The organism is Rhizobium sp. LjRoot98 (assembly GCF_964252935.1).
Lineage (GTDB): Bacteria > Pseudomonadota > Alphaproteobacteria > Rhizobiales > Rhizobiaceae > Pararhizobium.
Genome location: NZ_CAXUPW020000009.1, coordinates 1 through 19,788, shown reverse-complemented (window position 1 = coordinate 19,788; position 19,788 = coordinate 1). Strand labels below are relative to the sequence as shown.

At 57.7% G+C, this 19,788-nt stretch carries 20 protein-coding genes and 1 pseudogene; 13 read left to right on the top strand and 8 right to left on the bottom strand.

Annotated elements, in window-relative coordinates; genetic code table 11:
* Nucleotides 1-36: 36 nt before the first annotated feature.
* Complete coding sequence (locus ACSQ3J_RS23320; protein ID WP_060501513.1) at nt 37-1,533, bottom strand: ATPase domain-containing protein; 1,497 nt, start codon at nt 1,531-1,533, stop codon at nt 37-39.
* 413 nt (nt 1,534-1,946) lie between these two features.
* Between ACSQ3J_RS23320 and ACSQ3J_RS23315 the strand changes: the two genes are divergently transcribed.
* The gene (locus tag ACSQ3J_RS23315) at nt 1,947-2,213 is read left to right on the top strand and encodes a DUF2256 domain-containing protein (RefSeq protein WP_348270787.1); all 267 of its coding nucleotides are present in this window, start codon (nt 1,947-1,949) and stop codon (nt 2,211-2,213) included.
* Here ACSQ3J_RS23315 and ACSQ3J_RS23310 read toward each other — a convergent pair.
* The 3 genes and pseudogenes from ACSQ3J_RS23310 to ACSQ3J_RS23300 all read right to left on the bottom strand — a co-directional run.
* A pseudogene (locus tag ACSQ3J_RS23310) lies at nt 2,173-2,274 on the bottom strand (type II toxin-antitoxin system RelE/ParE family toxin); the annotation flags it as partial. The gene ACSQ3J_RS23315 and the pseudogene ACSQ3J_RS23310 sit on opposite strands and share 41 nt — an antisense overlap.
* 111 nt (nt 2,275-2,385) lie before the next feature.
* Nucleotides 2,386-3,471 carry a PAS domain S-box protein gene (locus ACSQ3J_RS23305; RefSeq protein ID WP_060501511.1) on the bottom strand — a complete coding sequence of 362 codons (1,086 nt, stop codon included), beginning with the start codon at nt 3,469-3,471 and terminating at the stop codon, nt 2,386-2,388.
* A 452-nt stretch (nt 3,472-3,923) separates the two neighbouring features.
* Nucleotides 3,924-4,823, bottom strand: coding sequence for a LysR family transcriptional regulator (locus tag ACSQ3J_RS23300; RefSeq protein ID WP_436040449.1), 900 nt, complete (start codon nt 4,821-4,823; stop codon nt 3,924-3,926).
* A 120-nt stretch (nt 4,824-4,943) separates the two neighbouring features.
* On the opposite strand from ACSQ3J_RS23300, the gene ACSQ3J_RS23295 reads away from it, so the two are divergent.
* From ACSQ3J_RS23295 to ACSQ3J_RS23265, 7 genes are all read left to right on the top strand, one after another.
* The gene (locus ACSQ3J_RS23295) at nt 4,944-5,876 is read left to right on the top strand and encodes a VOC family protein (protein ID WP_436040448.1); all 933 of its coding nucleotides are present in this window, start codon (nt 4,944-4,946) and stop codon (nt 5,874-5,876) included.
* Nucleotides 5,877-5,971: 95 nt separating this feature from the next.
* Nucleotides 5,972-6,661 carry a hydrolase gene (locus ACSQ3J_RS23290; protein ID WP_060501506.1) on the top strand — a complete coding sequence of 230 codons (690 nt, stop codon included), beginning with the start codon at nt 5,972-5,974 and terminating at the stop codon, nt 6,659-6,661.
* A 69-nt stretch (nt 6,662-6,730) separates the two neighbouring features.
* On the top strand, nt 6,731-7,021 hold the full coding sequence (locus tag ACSQ3J_RS23285) for a XapX domain-containing protein (protein WP_436040447.1): 291 nt from the start codon (nt 6,731-6,733) through the stop codon (nt 7,019-7,021).
* Complete coding sequence (locus ACSQ3J_RS23280) at nt 7,021-9,003, top strand: amidohydrolase (protein WP_060501502.1); 1,983 nt, start codon at nt 7,021-7,023, stop codon at nt 9,001-9,003. The genes ACSQ3J_RS23285 and ACSQ3J_RS23280 overlap by 1 nt, the downstream gene beginning before the upstream one ends.
* A gap of 182 nt (nt 9,004-9,185) precedes the next feature.
* Entirely contained in the window at nt 9,186-9,629 is a 444-nt protein-coding gene (locus ACSQ3J_RS23275; RefSeq protein ID WP_060501500.1) for a DoxX family protein, read from the top strand.
* Nucleotides 9,626-11,227 (top strand): MFS transporter, encoded by a 1,602-nt coding sequence (locus ACSQ3J_RS23270; protein ID WP_060501498.1) that lies wholly within the window; start codon nt 9,626-9,628, stop codon nt 11,225-11,227. The genes ACSQ3J_RS23275 and ACSQ3J_RS23270 overlap by 4 nt, the downstream gene beginning before the upstream one ends.
* Nucleotides 11,228-11,389: 162 nt before the next feature.
* On the top strand, nt 11,390-12,226 hold the full coding sequence (locus tag ACSQ3J_RS23265) for an alpha/beta fold hydrolase (protein ID WP_436040530.1): 837 nt from the start codon (nt 11,390-11,392) through the stop codon (nt 12,224-12,226).
* Nucleotides 12,227-12,327: 101 nt separating this feature from the next.
* Here the strand turns inward: ACSQ3J_RS23265 and ACSQ3J_RS23260 are convergent, their stop codons facing one another.
* The gene (locus tag ACSQ3J_RS23260; RefSeq protein ID WP_436040445.1) at nt 12,328-13,236 is read right to left on the bottom strand and encodes a helix-turn-helix transcriptional regulator; all 909 of its coding nucleotides are present in this window, start codon (nt 13,234-13,236) and stop codon (nt 12,328-12,330) included.
* A 278-nt stretch (nt 13,237-13,514) separates the two neighbouring features.
* Here ACSQ3J_RS23260 and ACSQ3J_RS23255 point away from each other — a divergent pair, with 278 nt between their 5' ends.
* A complete protein-coding gene (locus ACSQ3J_RS23255; RefSeq protein WP_436040529.1) occupies nt 13,515-14,348 on the top strand; it encodes a helix-turn-helix domain-containing protein in 834 nt (277 codons plus the stop codon).
* A 333-nt stretch (nt 14,349-14,681) separates the two neighbouring features.
* On the opposite strand, the gene ACSQ3J_RS23250 is transcribed toward ACSQ3J_RS23255, so the two are convergent.
* Together ACSQ3J_RS23250 and ACSQ3J_RS23245 are read right to left on the bottom strand one after the other, a co-directional pair.
* The gene (locus ACSQ3J_RS23250; RefSeq protein ID WP_060501490.1) at nt 14,682-16,094 is read right to left on the bottom strand and encodes a sensor domain-containing diguanylate cyclase; all 1,413 of its coding nucleotides are present in this window, start codon (nt 16,092-16,094) and stop codon (nt 14,682-14,684) included.
* 92 nt (nt 16,095-16,186) lie between these two features.
* Nucleotides 16,187-16,402 (bottom strand): hypothetical protein, encoded by a 216-nt coding sequence (locus tag ACSQ3J_RS23245; protein WP_060501488.1) that lies wholly within the window; start codon nt 16,400-16,402, stop codon nt 16,187-16,189.
* Between the two features lie 69 nt (nt 16,403-16,471).
* Between ACSQ3J_RS23245 and ACSQ3J_RS23240 the strand changes: the two genes are divergently transcribed.
* From ACSQ3J_RS23240 to ACSQ3J_RS23230, 3 genes are all read left to right on the top strand, one after another.
* Nucleotides 16,472-16,783, top strand: coding sequence for a putative quinol monooxygenase (locus ACSQ3J_RS23240; protein WP_436040442.1), 312 nt, complete (start codon nt 16,472-16,474; stop codon nt 16,781-16,783).
* Between the two features lie 174 nt (nt 16,784-16,957).
* The gene (locus ACSQ3J_RS23235) at nt 16,958-17,263 is read left to right on the top strand and encodes a hypothetical protein (RefSeq protein ID WP_060501484.1); all 306 of its coding nucleotides are present in this window, start codon (nt 16,958-16,960) and stop codon (nt 17,261-17,263) included.
* Between the two features lie 362 nt (nt 17,264-17,625).
* The gene (locus tag ACSQ3J_RS23230) at nt 17,626-18,906 is read left to right on the top strand and encodes a GGDEF domain-containing protein (protein ID WP_060501482.1); all 1,281 of its coding nucleotides are present in this window, start codon (nt 17,626-17,628) and stop codon (nt 18,904-18,906) included.
* Between the two features lie 110 nt (nt 18,907-19,016).
* Here ACSQ3J_RS23230 and ACSQ3J_RS23225 read toward each other — a convergent pair whose 3' ends face one another.
* Entirely contained in the window at nt 19,017-19,220 is a 204-nt protein-coding gene (locus tag ACSQ3J_RS23225; protein WP_060501480.1) for a cold-shock protein, read from the bottom strand.
* Between the two features lie 302 nt (nt 19,221-19,522).
* Between ACSQ3J_RS23225 and ACSQ3J_RS23220 the strand changes: the two genes are divergently transcribed.
* Nucleotides 19,523-19,738, top strand: coding sequence for a hypothetical protein (locus ACSQ3J_RS23220; protein ID WP_436040439.1), 216 nt, complete (start codon nt 19,523-19,525; stop codon nt 19,736-19,738).
* Nucleotides 19,739-19,788 lie beyond the last annotated feature (50 nt).

Sequence of the window (19,788 nt, the reverse complement as noted above, 5' to 3'; positions counted from 1 at the left end):
CCATCGGGGGCGTAGATGAGCGCGACGCTTTCTCGGTCAAGAATTGGAACTTCCTCCCATATCGAGCATGGTTTTTTGCTCCCCGACAAAATTCGGCACTCCGCGCAGAACACCCTGGAAACCGGCAAGCGGGTCGCCGAGCATCAGGCCGTCATCTCCGATGTTATATTCGCGAATTGTTGTTTCGTGACGGCCCGTGCGTTTCTTGACGACCGATACCGCCCGGTGGACTTTGCCCCTGGCCTCGAAGTAGCGCAGCAGGATCACGCTATCGGCGAGGTAGGTGACGTCGACAGGCGATTTCATATCGCCGACGAGGCCGTGCTGCGCAACGGTCAGAAACGTGTTGGCGCCCTGCCGGTTGAGGTATTGAAGCAATTCGTGGATATGCAGGATCAGCGCATTTTCCTGCGGCATCGCCGCCTGATATCCATTGATGCTGTCGATGACGATCGTCTTGGCCTGCGCTTTGTCGACACGCTCGCGCACCCGGTGCGCGAATTCGCCGGGCGACAGCTCTGATGCATCGAGTTGCTCGATATGCAGCCTTCCGCTCTCACACATCGCCTGGACATCAATCCCGATCCCGCGCATGCGATTAAACAGAAGCCCAAGCTCTTCGTCGAAACCGAAGAAGGCAGCTTTTTCTCCGCGGGCGATCGCTGCTGCAACAAACTGCATTGTAAAAATCGTCTTGCCTGTTCCGGCTGGGCCGAGCACAAGCGTGCTCGAACCCTGCTCGATCCCGCCGCCCAACAAGGCATCGAGCTCTGCTATGCCGCTCTTGGCCTGATGACGGTCGTAGCTGGTGTAATGTTCGTTGGCGCGAAGTCGCGGGAATACCGCCACGCCACCGGTTTTGATGGTAAAATCGTGGTAGCCACCCCGGTAGGCTTGGCCGCGATATTTGACGATCCTCACCCGACGGCGCTCCGCACCGTAATCAGGCGCAAGCTCTTCCAAATGGACGACGCCGTGGACAACGCTGTGAACAGTTTTGTCAAGAACATCGGCCGTCAGGTCGTCAAGCAGCAGCACTGTGGCTCCCTGACGGGCAAAGTAGTGTTTTAAGACCAGAATCTGGCGACGGTATCGCAGGGAGCTTTGCGCAAGCAGTCTGATTTCCGAAAGGCTGTCGAGCACGACGCGTACAGGCTTGACCCGCTCGAATGCGTCAAAAATCAGCTTTGTGGTTTCGCCGAGCTCAAGATCCGAGGAATACAGGAGGCTCTGTTGGTGCTCGGCATCAAGAAGGCTTTCGGGCGGCACAAGTTCGAACACGTCAATAAGGTCGGGAATGTCCATCCCGTGCGAGCGCGCGCCCTCTCGCAGTTCCTGGTCGGTCTCCGACAAAGTTATGTACAGACCACGTTCGCCTTCGGCCGCCCCGTCGCGCAGGAACTGCAAGGCAATCGTCGTCTTTCCGGTGCCGGGGTTGCCTTCAAGAAGGAATACGTGGCCCTTTGAAAGACCTCCCCCGAGGATGTCGTCGAGCCCGGTAACGCCCGTTCTGGCCTTTGAACTTCCTACCATTTGCGTCCCCTCGATCGTCTACTCAATTTGGTGTCATACACCAGACCGATTAGATAGTTGCCGCAGTGCGCTTTGACAGGTGCTAGCCCACGCCATTTGTATATGAAGCTCTTCACAAGCTCCGCCCAGTTCAATGGACAGACTTGCCGTCGCAATTTTGCTGGCTTGCGTCTCAGCCCGCCGCAACTCAGCGCCTGGTTGCCCGGCACATAATTGAATTGCTGGCCGGTGCCCAGGGCGCATAGTGCTTGTACGGCATGCCGGTCGATTCCGGCATCCAGAACTACCGCGCGCGATGGAATTTTCGCGGAGCCCGCACCGCACGGACCACACAAGGAGCCGGCAAATCGCAAACGTGCGGCGTCATCCCTGCGGAAACTAGATGCAGGAAGAGACGGGTTTGACAGTCTGTGATGCCGGTTACTGGAAAGGTCACCCTGATGGCCGACCTGGTGAAAAAGACGGACCTCCCCACTAAAACGTGTATGTCCTGCAGCCGGCCGCTCAAATGGCGACGTAAGTGGGCAAAGACTTGGGACGAAGTGAAGTTCTGCTTTGAACGCTGTCGCCGCTCGACATTCGAACTCGCGACTAGCGTTATAATTTCGGCGAACGGATTGATTAGAAGAAATATCCCACCCAGTCTTCATGGCTGTGCCGGATACGAATCACGAATGTAGTGCCGTCCTCAATGAGGCGATACACTACTAGGTGAGCCTTGAAGGGATGGATCCTGGATGGAGAGTGGGCTGTTTGGATCTGACTTCTGCCGTCAGTCGTCGTGGCACTTGATAGTGGACTAATTCTTGCGCCGACGGCCCAATTCGCGTGGAGCGAGCATCCCTCGAGAACCTACGCTTTAGCGGGCGCTGCGAACGCGTCACGTGGCATTAAAAGCCTAATCAGCAGCCCCTCAGGCTTCCAATCTCTGGACACTTCGGCGTGGAGTGAACGGATTACCATCTCTTCCAGCCTGGTACCAAAGCCAGTATCCGTTGGTGAGGCGCTGATTGAAACCCGGCCCCTAGATTCAAGCCATAGGATTTCGAAAACTTCCGGTCGCGCATTGAGGGTGATGTCCAGTCGGCCGCCTGCCTCGGATAACGATCCATACTTGACGGCATTGGTGGCGTACTCGTGAAAAAGCAGTGCAAGGGTGGTCACCCGTTCGGCACTGACAGCGGTGTCTTCACCGTGCAGGTGCCATCGTCCACCGTCGTGCTCTTCGTATGGCGAAAGTAGGCCAGACAGAAGTTGGAACAGTGACGTCGATTTCTCTTGAAAAGCACCCTCCCCCGAAAAGCTCGGCATTGTCATCTCGTGAGCTTGCGAGAGTGCGACCAGACGGTCTTTCATCGCTGAAGCTAACTCGTTCGATGTTTGCGCAGTGCGAGCTGCGAGCGTGATAATACTGCCGGTTATGGCAAACAGGTTCTTGACCCTGTGATGCATTTCGCGGAGCAGAAGATCCTGGTGTTCAGCCGCACGCTTTCGCTCGGATATGTCCCTTGCTATCTTCGATGCACCGATGATCTTGCCGTCGCGGTTGCGTATTGGGGAAATCGTCAACGAAATGTCGAGGAGGCTGCCGTCTTTCCGACGCCGTATTGTTTCGAAATGATCGACACGTTCGCCTGCATGAATGCGGGCGAGAATGGCGGGCTCTTCCTGGAGCCTATCCTCAGGAATAAGGATGGTGATCGGCCGCCCGACGGCCTCTTCCGCGGTGTAGCCAAACAGCCGTTCAGCTCCCCGGTTCCAAGTGGTGATAATACCCTGAAGCGACTTGCTAACGATCGCATCATCGGATGATTCAACGATAGCGGCGAGGAATGGTGCGGCATCGTGCGCAGGCTGGGCAGCTCTTTGCTTTTCCTCCAGCTGCTGGAGGCGATCGGCTTCAACATTGCCGGATTGACGATTTGCACACTTACTCATTGGCGTTCACGTGCCCTAAGATATCTCGAAAAGAACTTGAACGGCGCATCTCCCCACGCATGCTCGAGAAAAGAATAACTCCTGCGATTGAGAAATAAAGCCTTTTGTCGATGCGCAGGTCGATCGGACCGTTTTCAGTGATTTGGAACGAACAAAACACAACATGTCGGCGGATCTTTAGATCATTGAGCGACAGCGCTCAGCGTGGATATCGCGAAGTTTTTCGTTGACCCGCCGCTCGACGACACACCTCCTGAAGCGCAAAAAGCTGGCCGCAAGCCCAGGCTTCATAATAGCGCCGTGTCGTCCGACACTTATTCGTTCGCCTTGAAGAGCTACGAGCTATCGGCCTCTTTGACCGCCTGCATGCTGTCTCATAAATCGGCCTCAAGGGTGTTGTGATTTTTTTGAACAACGAGCAAGAACGGCTGCGTCCGCCCCTCCTATCAGAGTCATTCAATCGCCGACAAAAACGCTGGGATTTGTTGTTCAAAGAATTTCGAGAACGACGCGATACGCGGTGGCAGTGCTTGATATGGGGGGTAGTAGAGGGTCAGCCACAGATCCGGCGGCGCCCAATCTTGCAGGACATGGACAACCCGTCCGGTCCGTAGATGCTCGGCCACATGGAATTTAGGCAACATCGCGACCCCTGCGCCATCGGCCGCCATACTCGCCAGCACCTCCCCACTGTTGGCGCTGAAAACGCGGCCCGCGGAAATCGTGGCACTGCCGTTACCATCCGACAATATCCAGGCCTCCCGCTTGCTCTCGCCGCTGTAGGCCAGGCAATCATCGGGAACAAGTTCATTCGGATGCTTCATAGCGCAGAACCGACTACCAGGCGCTGCGACGAGGATGCGGTTAACGACGCTGATCTTGCGCCAGATCGTGAACTTGTCCGAGGGGGCCGCGGAAATCCGGATTGCCAGATCATAATCGCCGTCGATGATATCAACTAACCCGTCGGCGAGTGAAATTTCGAAGCTGATCTTCGGGTAGCGCTCTCGGAATGCGGACAGGATGGGCGGCAGGACTTGCTGGCCGAACCAGGTCGGCGCGCTGATGCGCAAGCGGCCATGATCCGCCTTGTGAGTATTCATCACATCCTTACGCGCAGTGTCGATCGCCTGCACCGCCGGCTGGATCTGGGCGGCAAAGATCGCGCCGTCGGTTGTCAGCGACACCTGGCGCGTGGTCCGCACGAAGAGTTGCACACCGAGATCTTCCTCCAACGCAGCGATCGCCCGTGTGACGGCGGCCGGGGTCATGTCGAGCTCGCGTGCGACCTGCGCGAAGTTCCGCTTCTCGGCGGCCATCAGAAAGGTTCGAAGCAGCCTGTAGTCGTTCATTGATTATTTCACCCAGCAAAATTCAGTGACAATTATTATTGCAATTCTCTCATTGGATCAACAGGCTTAGGTTTTCAATCACACCAAACAAACCAGAGCAGCCGCAGAAGGGCCAGCATCATGATCAAGGATATCAAGGGACTGCATCACATCACATCGATGGCGTCGGATGCCCGCCAGAACAATGCCTTCTTTACCGACACGCTTGGCTTGCGCCGCGTCAAGAAGACCGTGAATTTCGACGATCCCAACGTCTATCACCTCTATTACGGTGATGAGGCCGGTACCCCCGGCTCCGTTATGACCTACTTCCCGTTTCCCGACGTGATGCGCGGCCGTCCCGGCGTCGGCGAGGTCAGCCAGACCCAGTTCGCTGTTCCTAAGGGCTCATTATCGTTCTGGCAGGATCACCTGTCGGCGAAGGGAGCCGGCAGTCTAGGCGCGGATACTGCCTTCGGCGCTAACCGCCTGCTCTTCAAGGGACCGGACGGTGAAGAGTTTGCCCTCGTCGAAGCGGAAGACGACAATCGCAAGGCCTGGAGTGGTGCGGGCATCGACGAAAGCGTTGGTATCCGTGGCTTTGCGGGAGCCAGGTTCCGCCTGCATGATACGGTCGCCACGTCCGAACTGCTCGGCTTCATGGGCTACCAGCGCGCCGAGACGGATGGTAATGTCACCCGGTTTATCATTCCCGGCGGTAATGGTGCCGATATGATCGACCTCGAAGCCTTGCCGAACACGCCTTTCGCAAGGCAGGGCGCGGGATCAGTGCACCACATCGCTTTTGCAGTTGAAAACCGTGCAAAGCAGCTCGAGGTCCGCAAGGCCCTGATGGATACGGGCTACCAAGTAACACCTGTCATCGACCGTGATTACTTTTGGGCGATCTACTTCCGCACACCCGGCGGCGTCCTGTTCGAAATCGCCACGAACGAACCCGGCTTCGACCACGACGAAGACACGGCGCACCTCGGCGAGGTGTTGAAACTGCCGGCTCGCTACGAGCCCTATCGTGACCATATCGAAGCCGGGCTGACACCGCTCGCCGCCTGAGGTCGCTTTCCAACAATACGGCGGCATAACTTTCAAGACGTGCCGCCCTGCCTGCCCCATTACCTACCTGCAACCCAATCAAAGGAAGACACGAGATGTCCAGCAAGCTTCAGGTCCTCACCCCACAGAACAGCCAGATCATCTTCATCGACCAGCAGCCGCAGATGGCCTTTGGCGTCCAGTCGATCGACCGCCAAGTCTTGAAGAACAACGTCGTTGGTCTTGCCAAGGCTGCCAGGATCTTCAACATCCCGACCACGATCACCACCGTCGAGACCGACAGCTTCTCGGGCAACACCTTCCCCGAACTGCTCGCCGTCGTCCCCGACAACGAGATCCTTGAACGGACGTCGATGAACTCGTGGGACGACCAGAACGTCCGCGACGCGCTGGCCAAGCATGCCGCTGACGGCCGTAAGAAGGTCGTGGTCGCCGGTCTATGGACCGAGGTCTGCAACACAACCTTCGCGCTCTCTTGCATGAACGACACGGATTATGAAATCTACATGGTCGCCGATGCCTCCGGCGGCACCTCCGTCGATGCACATAGGTATGCGATGGATCGCATGGTGCAGGCCGGTGTCGTGCCCGTCACCTGGCAGCAGGTCCTTCTAGAATGGCAGCGCGACTGGGCCCGCAAGGAAACGTATGACGCCGTCACGTCGCTGGTGAAGGAGCATTCCGGCGCCTACGGCATGGGCATCGACTATGCCGTCACCCACGTCCACGGCGGCGCAGAGCGGGTCAACCATGGCAAACGGATCGGCCCCAACCCCGCGAAATAAAATCGTCATCACTCCAGCAGCCCGCCATCTGCTGGAGTGAACTGCTTCTCTAAAAGAAGGTGATCAGCGATGAAAATCTATCTCCTGTCCCTCGGCGCCGGTCTGCTGGTCGGCGTGATCTACAGTCTGCTCAATGTCCGCTCACCCGCTCCGCCCGTGGTCGCCCTCATCGGTCTGCTTGGAATTCTCGTCGGCGAGCAGTTGGTGCCTTTGGCAAAAAGCATCTGGGCGCGCGAACCGGCCGCCATCTCGTGGCTTCACCAGGTAAAGCCGCATATGTTCGGACATCTTCCAAAGGGCGAAACAAACGGGGTGGCGGTGAGCCCACCCCGCGAACATCCAGCATCGGAGAAAAGCTGATGACCACGCGCCGCACATTCCTGGGCGCAGCATCGAGCCTCGCCTTTACGAACCTTTTTTCACCGGCCAATGCCGCCGATCCCATCAAGACCGGAGCCGCTTCCATGCACGCCGATATTGTTTTTCACAACGGGCTGATCACGACACTCGATCGCGTAAATCCGAACGCCACCGCTGTCGCCGTCAAAGACGGCCTGTTCCTTGAGGTGGGAAACGATAGTGAAGTGATGGCGCTCGCCGGACGGGATACGAAGATCATCGACCTGAAGGGCAAGCGGATGCTGCCGGGCCTGATCGACAACCACACGCACGTCGTGCGCGGCGGCCTCAACTTTAACATGGAGCTTCGCTGGGACGGCGTCCGCTCGCTGGCTGATGCGATGGACATGCTGAAGCGGCAGGTGGCGATCACGCCAGCGCCGCAATGGGTTCGCGTCGTCGGCGGCTTCACGGAACACCAGTTCACCGAGAAGCGCTTGCCGACGATCGACGAGATCAATGCGATCGCACCGGATACTCCGGTCTTCCTGCTCCATCTCTATGACCGCGCGCTGCTGAACGGTGCCGCCCTTCGCGCCGTCGGCTATACCAGAGACACGCCAAACCCTGCAGGCGGCGAGATTACCCGCGATGTCAACGGCAATCCCACGGGCCTTCTGCTCGCCAAGCCGAATGCGGGCATTCTTTACTCGACGCTGTCCAAGGGACCGAAACTTCCCTTCGAATACCAGGTCAATTCCACCCGCCACTTCATGCGCGAACTCAACCGGCTGGGCATCACCGGCGTGATCGACGCTGGCGGCGGTTTCCAGAACTATCCGGACGATTATGCGGTCATCCAGAAGCTTTCGGATGAAGACCAGCTGACAGTGCGTCTTGCCTACAATCTGTTCACGCAGAAGCCCAAGGAAGAAAAGCAGGATTTTCTAAACTGGACCCAATCGGTCAAATACAAGCAGGGGAACGATTACTTCCGGCACAACGGCGCAGGCGAAATGCTCGTCTTCTCTGCCGCTGATTTTGAGGATTTCCGTCAGCCCCGGCCCGAAATGGCGCCGGAGATGGAAGGCGAACTTGAGGAAGTGGTTCGCGTTCTCGCCGAAAACCGTTGGCCCTGGCGGATGCATGCGACCTATGACGAGACCATCTCGCGCTCGCTCGATGTCTTCGAGAAGGTCAACAAGGACATCCCGCTCGAAGGCCTCAACTGGTTCTTCGACCATGCTGAGACGATCTCCGAGCGTTCCATCGACCGGATCGCAGCGCTCGGCGGCGGTATCGCCACGCAGCACCGCATGGCCTATCAGGGTGAGTATTTTGTTGAACGCTACGGCCATGGTGTTGGCGAGGCCACGCCCCCAATCAAGCGCATGCTTGAGAAGGGCGTCAACGTCTCCGCAGGGACCGATGCGACCCGCGTCGCCTCGTACAATCCATGGGTCTCCCTTGCCTGGATGGTGACGGGAAAGACGGTCGGCGGCATGCAACTCTACCCGCGCGCCAATTGCATCGATCGCGAGACGGCTTTGCGCATGTGGACGGAAAAAGTCACATGGTTCTCCAATGAGGAGGGCAAGAAGGGCCGGATCGAGAAAGGCCAGTTCGCCGACGTCGTCGTGCCGGACAAGGATTTTTTCGCCTGCACCGAAGATGAGATCTCGTTCCTGTCCTCAGAGTTGACCATGGTTGGCGGCAAAATCGTCTACGGTGCTGGCGACTTCTCAGGTCTCGATGAGAACGACGTCCCGCCCGCCATGCCCGATTGGTCGCCGGTCCGCACGTTCGGTGGTTATGCAGCATGGGGTGAACCACAGGGAGCAGGTCTGAACTCCCTACGCCGGACGGCGATCACGACCTGCGGCTGTGCCAGCTCCTGCAACGTCCACGGCCACGACCACGCCGGCGCCTGGACGTCGAAGCTGCCGATTGCCGATCTTAAAGGTTTCTTCGGCGCGCTGGGCTGCGCCTGCTGGGCGGTGTAAATTTTCAGCCTAGTCGAGGGGCAGCATCAGATCGCTGCCCCAGAGAAGACCATTGCGCACATCGCAATAGAATCGCAATTTTTGATGCAATTGTTGACGCCAATCTTTGCGGCCAAAATCGCTCCATCAGATGGAAGCAACGCCGCCGAATAGAGAAAGCGGCCAACATTGCAGGAGCCGACATGATTGATCACACACCTTCCGCGAAAGGTTGGCGCCAGCGCCTCGCCGGGATCGCCGCCGCGCCGCTCACCCGGACCCTTGCGCTGCTTGCCCTGTGCGCGGCCTATATCCAGGGACCGCTGACGAAGCTTTTCGATTTCCAGGGTGCGATCGGCGAAATGGAGCATTTCGGTCTTCATCCGGCCGCCTTCGTCGGCGTCTCCGTGATTGTGTTTGAACTGACGGCCTCCGCAATGATCGTTTCTGGTTTCCTGCGTTGGCTTGGCGCACTGGCGCTCGCCGTCTTCACCCTTCTTGCGACGTTCATCGCATTGCGGTTCTGGGAAATGCCCTCCGGCGTGGAACGGATGATGGCGACCAACGCGTTCTTCGAGCATATCGGCCTTGCCGGTGCCTTTGTCATTGTCGCCATCATCGACCTTACCAAGGGAGCAGCCAAATGAGCGCCACGAAACCTTCAGGCGGCAGTTTCGCCCCGCTGCGCCAGTCCGTCTTTGCCGTTCTCTGGGCGGCAACAGTGCTGGGCAATACCGGCAGCTTCATGCGCGACGTCGCCAGTTCCTGGCTGATGACCGATCTTTCGGCGGCGCCCGCAGCTGTTGCCATGGTTCAGGCAGCCGGTACCCTGCCGATCTTTCTTCTGGCGATCCCGGCCGGCGTACTCTCCGATATCCTTGACCGACGCAAGTTCCTGATCGCCATCCAGCTCCTGCTCGCCAGCGTCAGCATATCGCTGATGCTCCTCTCCTATATGGGCATGCTCTCTGTCAGCGCGCTGATCGGACTAACCTTTCTGGGCGGTATCGGCGCGGCGCTGATGGGGCCGACATGGCAGGCGATCGTGCCGGAACTGGTACCGCGCGAGGACGTAAAAAGCGCGGTTGCGCTCAACTCGCTTGGTATCAACATCGCGCGCTCGATTGGCCCTGCCGCCGGTGGCCTGTTGCTCGCCGCGTTCGGCGCCGCCGTGACCTATGGTGCAGATGTTGCAAGTTACATCCTCGTCATCGCCGCACTCCTCTGGTGGCCACGCGCCAAGAACGCCGATGACGCGTTGTCCGAGAACTTCCTCGGCGCCTTTCGTGCCGGACTGCGCTACACCCGCGCCAGCAGGCCGCTTCACGTCGTGCTGCTGCGGGCAGCGATCTTCTTCGCCTTCGCCAGCGCGGTCTGGGCGCTTCTTCCGCTCGTCGCCCGGCAGCTTCTGGGCGGGGACGCAAGCTTCTACGGCCTTCTACTCGGTTCGGTTGGGGCGGGCGCCATCGGCGGAGCCCTGGTGATGCCGCGTTTGCGCCAGCGCTTCGATGCCGACGGACTGCTTCTCGGTTCGGCAGTCGTGACGGCGCTCGTCATGGCCGCACTCTCGCTTGCTCCTCCGCAATGGCTGGCAGTCGTCGTCCTACTGTTCCTCGGCGCTGCCTGGATTACCGCCCTTACCACCCTGAACGGCGCGGCTCAGGCCGTCCTGCCGAACTGGGTACGCGGTCGTGGCCTTGCCGTCTATTTAACCGTGTTCAACGGTGCGATGACGGCCGGTAGCCTTGGATGGGGGGCCATCGGTGAAGCGGCCGGCGTGCCTGGCACCCTTTTGATCGGAGCGGCCGGACTGCTGGTGGCAGGCTTTATAATGCACCGGATCAAGCTTCCGTCCGGTGAGGCCGACCTGGTGTCGTCCAACCATTGGCCCGAGCCTCTCGTTGCAGAACCGGTCGCAAACGACCGCGGCCCCGTACTCATCCTGATCGACTATCGCGTCGAGAAGCAGAATCGCGCCAAGTTCCTGCATGCTCTCGACGACATGTCCTCCGAGCGGCGGCGGGACGGAGCCTATGGCTGGGGCGTAACAGAGGACTCCGCCGATCCTGAAAAGATCACCGAGTGGTTCATGGTCGAATCCTGGGCAGAGCATCTGCGACAGCATAAGCGCGTCTCGAAAGCCGACGCCGATCTGCAGAGCAAGGTTCTGGTCCTCCACAGCGGACCTGACAAGCCTACCGTCCGGCACCTGCTGTCTATCAACAAGCCCGGAACGGCGACCTGAAACTGGAGTTCATTCAACATGACCGAACAACCCTTGCCAATCAGCCGCCGTGACGCACTTCGCGCGGGGGTTATCCTCGCCGCCGGCATCGCACTACCGATCCGGCCCACTTTCGCCGCAACCGCTTCGACCGCCATCCCGGCACAACCAGGAGAAAACAAAATGGGCTTCGTTACAACAACAGACGGCACCGAGATCTTCTACAAGGACTGGGGGCCGAAGGATGCGCAGCCAATCGTGTTCCATCACGGCTGGCCGCTCTCGTCCGACGACTGGGATGCGCAGATGCTGTTCTTTTTGGCAAAGGGCTATCGCGTCGTTGCTCACGACCGCCGCGGCCACGGCCGCTCGGCGCAGGTTTCCGGCGGTCACGATATGGACCATTACGCTTCCGACGCCTTCGCCGTTGCCGAGGCACTCGACCTGAAGAACGCCGTCCATATCGGCCATTCCACAGGGGGTGGTGAAGTTGCCCGTTACGTTGCCAAGCATGGCGAGCCCGCTGGCCGCGTCGCAAAGGCTGTCCTGGTTTCCGCAGTCCCGCCATTGATGCTGAAGACATCAGCCAATCCCGAAGGACTGCCGATCGAGGTTTTCGACGGTTTCCGCTCGGCTCTCGCCGTCAACCGCGCACAGTTCTTCCGCGATGTTCCCGCAGGCCCATTCTACGGCTTCAATCGCGAAGGAGCGACGGTGCATGAAGGCGTGATCCAGAATTGGTGGCGCCAGGGGATGATGGGTGCCGCAAACGCCCACTACGACGGCATCAGGGCCTTTTCGGAAACGGACCAGACTGACGACTTGAAGGCGATCAGCGTACCGACGCTGGTCCTGCATGGCGAAGACGACCAGATCGTGCCGATCGCAGATGCTGCGCACAAATCGATCAAACTCTTGAAGAACGGCACCATCAAGACCTATCCCGGCTTCTCTCACGGCATGCTGACCGTCAACGCCGACGTCCTGAATGCGGACCTGCTCGCCTTCATCCAGGCTTAACGGATCGAACAAAGGGGTGCCGGCGGCGATCCAGACGCCGGCACCGGAAAATGCTGAAAAATCAGGATATGGCTGCTTTCAGCCGGATCGGATCAAATCGGTCAATTCCGGTTGCGCCAGCGCCAGATGTCTGGAGTGATGCCTTCGGCCTGTTTGAAGATTTCGATGAATTCGTTCTCATCCGCAAACCCGCAGGTTTCAGCCACGCGAACGATTGAGTCGCCGGTCCTGCTGAGGTGCAGCTTTGCCTTGCTGATCCGGCAGGCCGAAATCCAATCGAGTACCGATTGTCCGGTTGTCGCCATAAAGCCGGAACATAGTTCATCCACGTCAAATCCACTCGCCTTGGCAATCTGGTCGATATCGATCCGGCGCGACAGGTTTGCGGCGATGTACGACTTGATGCGTTTTTCCTGCATCGATGTTAGCTTGCCTGCCGGCGAAATGCTTTGTGAAGGAGACCGCCCGTAGCGATGCGCGAGATGGGCGTTGAGGGCCAGCCCCACATGCGGAAGCAGCGTATCCCGCACCTCATCTGGCATGTCGAACATGGGCATCAGTGCTGCACCAAGATCGCGAATGACCGGGTCGTCAGCGCCGCGGCAGGTCACAAGGCTATCGATCCGCGGCTCGCCCGCTTCCGTAAGCTCGCCGAGATGGGTACTTGGGATATGAAATGCCAACGCCTCGAAACGTCCCTGAACGGATATTGATGCACCGTCTTTAAGATTAATCAGGCAGATCGAGCCCTTGGCGTATCGCCTCAAGGATGTGGGCGCGCGGTCCGGCCAGATGTCGCGATGATCGACATCTATAAGATACAGCATCACCAGAAACGCGTCGTCAGGGGCGAGGACGACCGGATCGCCGCCGTCTTCATAGTCGTGATAGAGATGAACGACGGACAGCAGCGCTTCCCGCAGCGGCCTGATCGTAAGAGCCCTCGCTGTCCCGACACCAAAACTTGCCGCAATTCTGTCGCCGGCCTCCAACGGTTCCCTCACACCCATTTCGATCAGCTGTACTGGAGATTGTATAATTTCGTTTCAGTTCCGCTTTTTGGATGTATCTATCCGTCAATCGGGCGTCTATCTTGTAGAAAAGCATCCTCGTCGAGGAAATTTGACGGAAATAGGAAATTGGCGGAACTTTCCGGGCAACCGCGGTGGTCCGGATTGAGCATCCAGCATTCGATATGGAGATACACGTTTTGATCGAGGCTCCCAACCGTGCCGTCAAATCTCCCGCTGGAAAGACGAAAGACGGATTCGGGTGTTCCCTCTCGCAATTGTCAGTCAATCAAGCTCTGGCCGGCTCGGACATCGCCATCTTCCGCAAGGCAACGGACCTCATTCGTCTCGATCAGGTCGCGACACCGGCAAGTAATCGGGGCTTCGTCGTCGGGGTTTCGTCGGCCGCCGGCCACAGGCGCCGCATCTTCCATCCCCATCACGCGACAACCCACGATTTCGCCGAGAATACGATCTATGTCCGCGACCTCTCGGAGGCCTACAAGGCGGACCTCAGCACGCCTTTCGATTTTTTGATGTTCGAAATTTCGCAAGCGTCGCTCATCCGGTTCGCCGATGAAGCCGACCTGAGCGGCGTGACGACCATATCCGCCGAAACCGCGTCCAAGGATATCGTGCTTGCCAATCTTGCCCGTGCACTCATCCCGTCACTCGAAAGACCGGAGGAAGCAAACACGCTGTTCGTCGACCAGATGACGACAGCGATCGGGACCTATCTCGTTCAACGCTACGGCGGACGACCGCAGGCGACCCCGAGCCGCACAGGAACCTTGTCCCGTGTCCACGAGGATATGGCGAAGGAGATTCTGCTCCAAAACCTCGAGGGAGACGTCTCTATTTCTGAAGTCGCTGAGGCCTGCAATCTATCCCGCGGTTATTTTATTCGGGCGTTTCGTGAAACGACGGGCATGACCCCGTACCAATGGCTTCTCAGCGAGCGCGTAGCCCGCGCCCAGGCACTTCTTCGGGCATCCAACGGCTCGCTGGCCGAGGTAGCGATCGCCTGCGGTTTCTCGGATCAGAGCCATTTCACCCGGGTGTTCTCGACAATCGTCGGCGTAACACCGGGCAGTTGGCGACGGACTCTCTAATTTCCGGCCAGTCCGCATCCCGAATCGACCTTGCCAGTTTGATGCAGCGGTTTTTATCGCTCGCCTTCAAGGGAAGTGACCTTAAAACCCGTCGCTAGACCAAGACGAGTTCGGCGAAACCCGGCATTTTTTGCCTTGAAGGCTGATAGCTTATAAGCCGCTCAAGCGAACGGGTGGTGAACCAGGCATCGCCACAGCACTGACCCTTCCGCTGAAGCCTACGTTGGTGAGGATGGCGCTGTTGCGTCGCTAAGCCGATGAAATGCCTGGCGTATTGAAGGAGAGATAGCAAAGCCGGGATGGAGTAAATAAACGTGATTGCCGGCGCAGCAATCAACCGCATGAGCGGATCGCGCCAGCTTGCAGGTGGGGCGCTGCGACAACTTTACCACGGCCCTTCGCCTTCGCCAGGTAAAGCGCCTCGTCCGCCCTCCGCAGGGCGGCGTCGCATGATTCGGCGGAGCCGGCCACGATCTCTTCTACCCCAAATGAGGCCCCCACAACTGCCACCGTATGCCCCAAAGAGTAGGACTGGGACAGAGCCGACGACAGTTGCCGACACCGCCACTCGGCTTCACGAAGGGGAACTCCAGCCATCAGGATCACAAACTCATCTCCCCCCAAACGAAAGACGACATCGCTGTCCAAGCAGCCAGCCCTAAGGCGTCCGGCCACTTGTCTCAGTAATTCGTCGCCTGCCGCATGGCCGTGAGTGTCATTGACCAACTTGAAGCCATCCAGATCGATGCAGGCAACAATCACACTCCCGTTTGCAGAAAGTCTCTCGAACTCTGGGGCGACAAGAGACCGATTTGCGAGCCCGGTGAGAAAGTCGTGCGTGGCTGCGTGACGCATACGCTGCTCCGCCTCAACCAACGACGCCAGTGCGCGACGCGTGGTTCGCATGGCAAATACGCCTCCGGCAATGAGAACCATAGCAACTGTTGCTGCCAGAGGCAGAGACTGGTGAAACAGGTCTCTTGCCGGGGTCGGAGAACGCCACGACAAAACCTCGCTTTTCCCATCCGGCCCGACCGCAATCTCCGCGCGCGCCCGACCCGACCTGACCGCGTTGAGAGGTCCCACCATTGCGTCGTCCAGAAGGAAGCGGCTGCCAAAGAACTCCTGGAGGCTACCAGCGATCGGAATTGCTGAAATAAGGATCGGTGCACGGTCCCCGCGAGGCATTGCCGTCTTGAAGTCGGGCTGGAACAGGCTTGCCGTCAGGAGAACCGCGTCGTTGCCAACCACCTCAATTTTGCTGACAGCGATGCGTTCAGGGATACCCCGGGCTCTTTCCCGGCGTTCAATTTGGCGTATGCGATCGACAAGCGCGCGGGAGTCATTTGCGATGGTTTTGGCGCCGCGTTGAAAAAACACCCGCCCCTGAACTTCCGGCGCAGTCTTCTGGTAGATCAAGCCATCCTTGGCATCGAGAATGGCGACAAAGCGCGTGCGCGACGTCCCGATGAGGGAGCTGCCGATATTTCGGTCGGTCCATACCGGGTCGAATGCATTATCAATTTTGGCAATCGACTCATCCCAGATCGTCCAGGCGGTCAACGCGAACTCAACGTCCGCGATCCAAATCGAAATGTTGCGTTTGACCAACGTCTCTTGCCGTTCGCGTATTTCTCCGTCCAGACTTGCGACGCCATAGTACGGGATGGCGGCCAGGCCGGCGATCAATACAGAGATGAGCATGATAGCTGGTGCTACCAGCTTAAGATGAGTGAAGCGTGTCATCAAAACGGTCGTCCCGGTGGCTTGTCCCAGGCATAATTACGATAGAGCCTGTTGCATCGCGGTTATCGCTTAATAATTTTCGGACGGCGAAGTTAATGATTCTCAAGACATAGCCCCGATCCACCCTCAAAAAGCAGCTCTATGGCTTTTTCGGTGGCTTTGCGCTCCACCGTTTGTTCCCATTCCAAACCCTGCGTTACGTGCTCTTGAATGCTTTGTTTCTGCTTTAAAGTGGCAGCATTTCCCCTGTTCGCTTTAAAATCTGCCCGTGCATAAGCATCGTCGGCTGTTTTGCCTTGTGCTAGCAACTGTGCAAACTTCTCGTGCCAGGCGTTTTTTTCAGGACTGGCGGCGGCTCACCTTGGGAGGGGAATGAGATGAAAGTCATTGTAGGGTTCTTCACCACCAAACCCGGCAGGCGAGACGAATATCTGGCGGCGGCTCAAAACCATTTGCAAAAGAGCCGCCTCGACCCTGACTGCCTCTACATAGAACTGCTACCCATGCCTGATCGACCAGATACTATCATGCTCGGCGAGGCCTTCACCAGCGAGGAGGCACACCGTCGACACGAAGACACGGATCATATGCGTGAACTTTGGGACGTCGGACCACGCCTACTATCGCACGTCGTCATCGATAATGTGATCGCCCAATCGGTCGAGCATATCGACGAGCGCTTTCCTTGATTATGTTTCGACCTTTACTCTCATCTAAAAACAGAGGGCATCGGCAAACCGGCTCTTAAGCCAGCTGTTCATTTGAGGACTGCGGGTTAAGTTCCCACATTGATCTATTGCATTTGACGGGTGCCTGAGCGAATTTTGAAGGCCGAGCATTTCTATCGACTGGCATTTGAACCTATGAGCAAACCTGTATTCGACACTCTGACCGGCATGTACTTCACGGTTGATGATCCTGATGGAAGCTACGGCACAGGCCAGGTCATTCGCCTTGCTGCCGAGGGCGTCTACTTTATCCGTTTCGACGGAAACGAGGTGCCGCTGCCTTTGGAACTGGCTTCAATCGGCGAGATGCTGGAATCCACTGAAGAAGAGTTCAAACGCTGGCGTTTCTTCGACACGATCGAGGAGCGAGACAAGTGGATCGAGTGGTTGGATGCTCCATCTAAGCCTCGCGTCGTATCGCTTGTGAGGCCTACGAAATAACGGGTTACCGAAATCTGCGGCTCTGCCTTTCTCGAACCAAAAACCGTGCTTCGTTGACGCATCAAATAGTCAACCGAGTTGGACGGCACGCCATCTGGCGAAAACATCGTCTGGGCAAGCGTTAGCGGCTGAGCGCCGAAACGCGCTTGCCCAGAATGAATCCTACGCTTGAAACGCGCTCCGGGGCTTGCACGATATGAACCACTCGCAATTTCCGCCGTGGCAACGCGCTTCAGCGGGGCATCTGGCCGCCAGCATTTTGATCGCACCGGCATTCATGTCGGTAGCGAACTCGTCAGACCATTTTTGAAGGCTAGGCCAGTGGGTCTTGATGAAGAATGTTCCCTCTCTAACTTCAATGTATGGCCCTTGAGCGCACCAGCTATTCCGACCTTCCGGTGGCATCTGCTTCTAGAAAATTTCCAGAGCGGTTGAACCCCGTTGTGGTCGAGCAGGTCGAGCGCCTCTTGAATGACCGGACGCGCAATATCCGTCTCAATGGCGAACTGGCTGACCTCTTCCGCGATCGATCCTGGCGGCAAACCGCCAAGATCGTTCGTGCCTGGATGACGTGGGTAATTGTGCTCGATATTCTAACTTTAAGCCTCAACGCTATCTTGCTGCCGAGCCAAGCGATAACGTCGATGCTCTTTCCAAGCTTGATCCTTCCGCCGGCAGCTCTTGTCACCGTAATCACATTTCGCAAGCAGCGGCAATTGTGGCTGGAAGCCGCAATTGTTCTCACCAGTATGTTTCTGATCCTGCTGTCCGTCGCTCTCGTGGGTGTTAATGCAGGTGGTGAGTTTTACGAACGGCACTTGACGATCATGCTCTTCGTTGCCGTCACTGCCATTGTGATTTTTCCAGTCCCAATCGGTTGGGCGATGGCGATTGCGGCTTTTGCGCTTGGACTTTACCTGGTGTTCCAGCTCCGAAATCCAGCCATTGAAGCCGGAAGTGCGTTTGCGGGTTCATTGTTCTTCGCCAGCGGAGTTGCCGCAACGATCGTCGCCCGGCGTACAGCAACCCTCCTCGCACAGAAAGCGTTTCTTCTTGAATTACGGGATCGAAGTCGGCTTGTAGATCTCGCCGATGCCAATACCCGCCTCGAGCTACTAGCTCGCACCGATCCACTGACTGGCGTTGCGAACCGACGGTGGATGACGGAAATACTCGAACGCTTCTGGAAAGACGGTCACATACAAGAAAAACGCGCAGCTGTCTTGATGTGTGACGTGGATGATTTCAAGCGGCTTAACGACAGTCTGGGGCATGCTGAAGGGGATCGGTGTCTGGTGAAAATCGCCGGAATTATCCAAAGCTGCATGAGCGACGAGCTGTTCAATGTTGCCCGCTACGGTGGGGAAGAGTTTTTTGTCTTTCTCCCAGGCGCTGACCAAGACAGGGCGCTTGACATAGCTGAGCACATCCGCGGTCGGGTGGAAGCGGCATCTTTACCAAATCCCAGTTCTAGGGTCTTGCCGTATGTCACGCTGAGCATTGGTGTCGCGGCCATGAGGGACGAAAATATCCCGCCGGAGGAAATCCAGCGCAGAGCAGACGGTGCTCTCTACCGTGCGAAGGAGAGCGGCCGCAACTGTGTGAAGGTTCATATTCCAATCAACCAGGTGCCATCGACTTAGTGCCTTGTCGCGATTGGAGATTGCCTGAACCGCTTTCACGACCGAGCTGATGGGGTGTGCATTTCTCCACCGCTGTGCGGTTTCAAAATACAGACGCGAACATCCTGCTGTTAAACCGGGCGGACGTTTTCAGCTTTTGATTTACCAGTCTTGCGATCCTGGCCGAGCTCATAGCTCACCTTTTGCCCTTCGCGAAGCGAGCCACCGTTCTGAAGTGCAGACACATGGACGAACACGTCGGTTCCGCCATTCTCGGGGGTGATGAAGCCAAATCCCTTGTCTTCGTTGAAGAATTTTACCGTGCCACTAGCCATCTTGGTTCCTTATCCTGGGCAGTCCGCGCTGCTAGAAATAGAATAGTTTTCGCTTGGCTCAACCGCAACCCAATGATTTCCGGGGTGGAGCACTCAGACGATCCTGTTGCACTGCTTGCGCGAGCGTATCGTCGTAGCCCTGCAGAAAAAGCGATGCAGCCTTGCGGAGGCAGCACGCAGCGCTGATTGCACGGTGCAACATCCAACCCCATATCATGATGCAAGCAAACTCACTGAACATCCAATTTTGACGCGCCTCCGCAGCTTCATGCCGTGCGAGCCAGTGCGCGCGAGGAGACGTCATGCAGACGATACCGAAAACCTTGATTGAAATGAGTTCCATAGAACGAGCCGGCATGATGACAAGCGTTGTCGATGCCCTGCGCGCAATGGCGTTTGATGCGATGGAGATGGGGGACGCCAGATTAGCTGCGAATGCAGTGTCGATCGCTTACTCGATTATCGGCTGTGCGGCGGATCGCTCGGATGAGCACGTCGAGGCCGCTAGGTTCTGTTGACAAAGTAGGGTAGCCAGATCTTTGCGGCAGCCAACGCGAGGAAGGCTTCA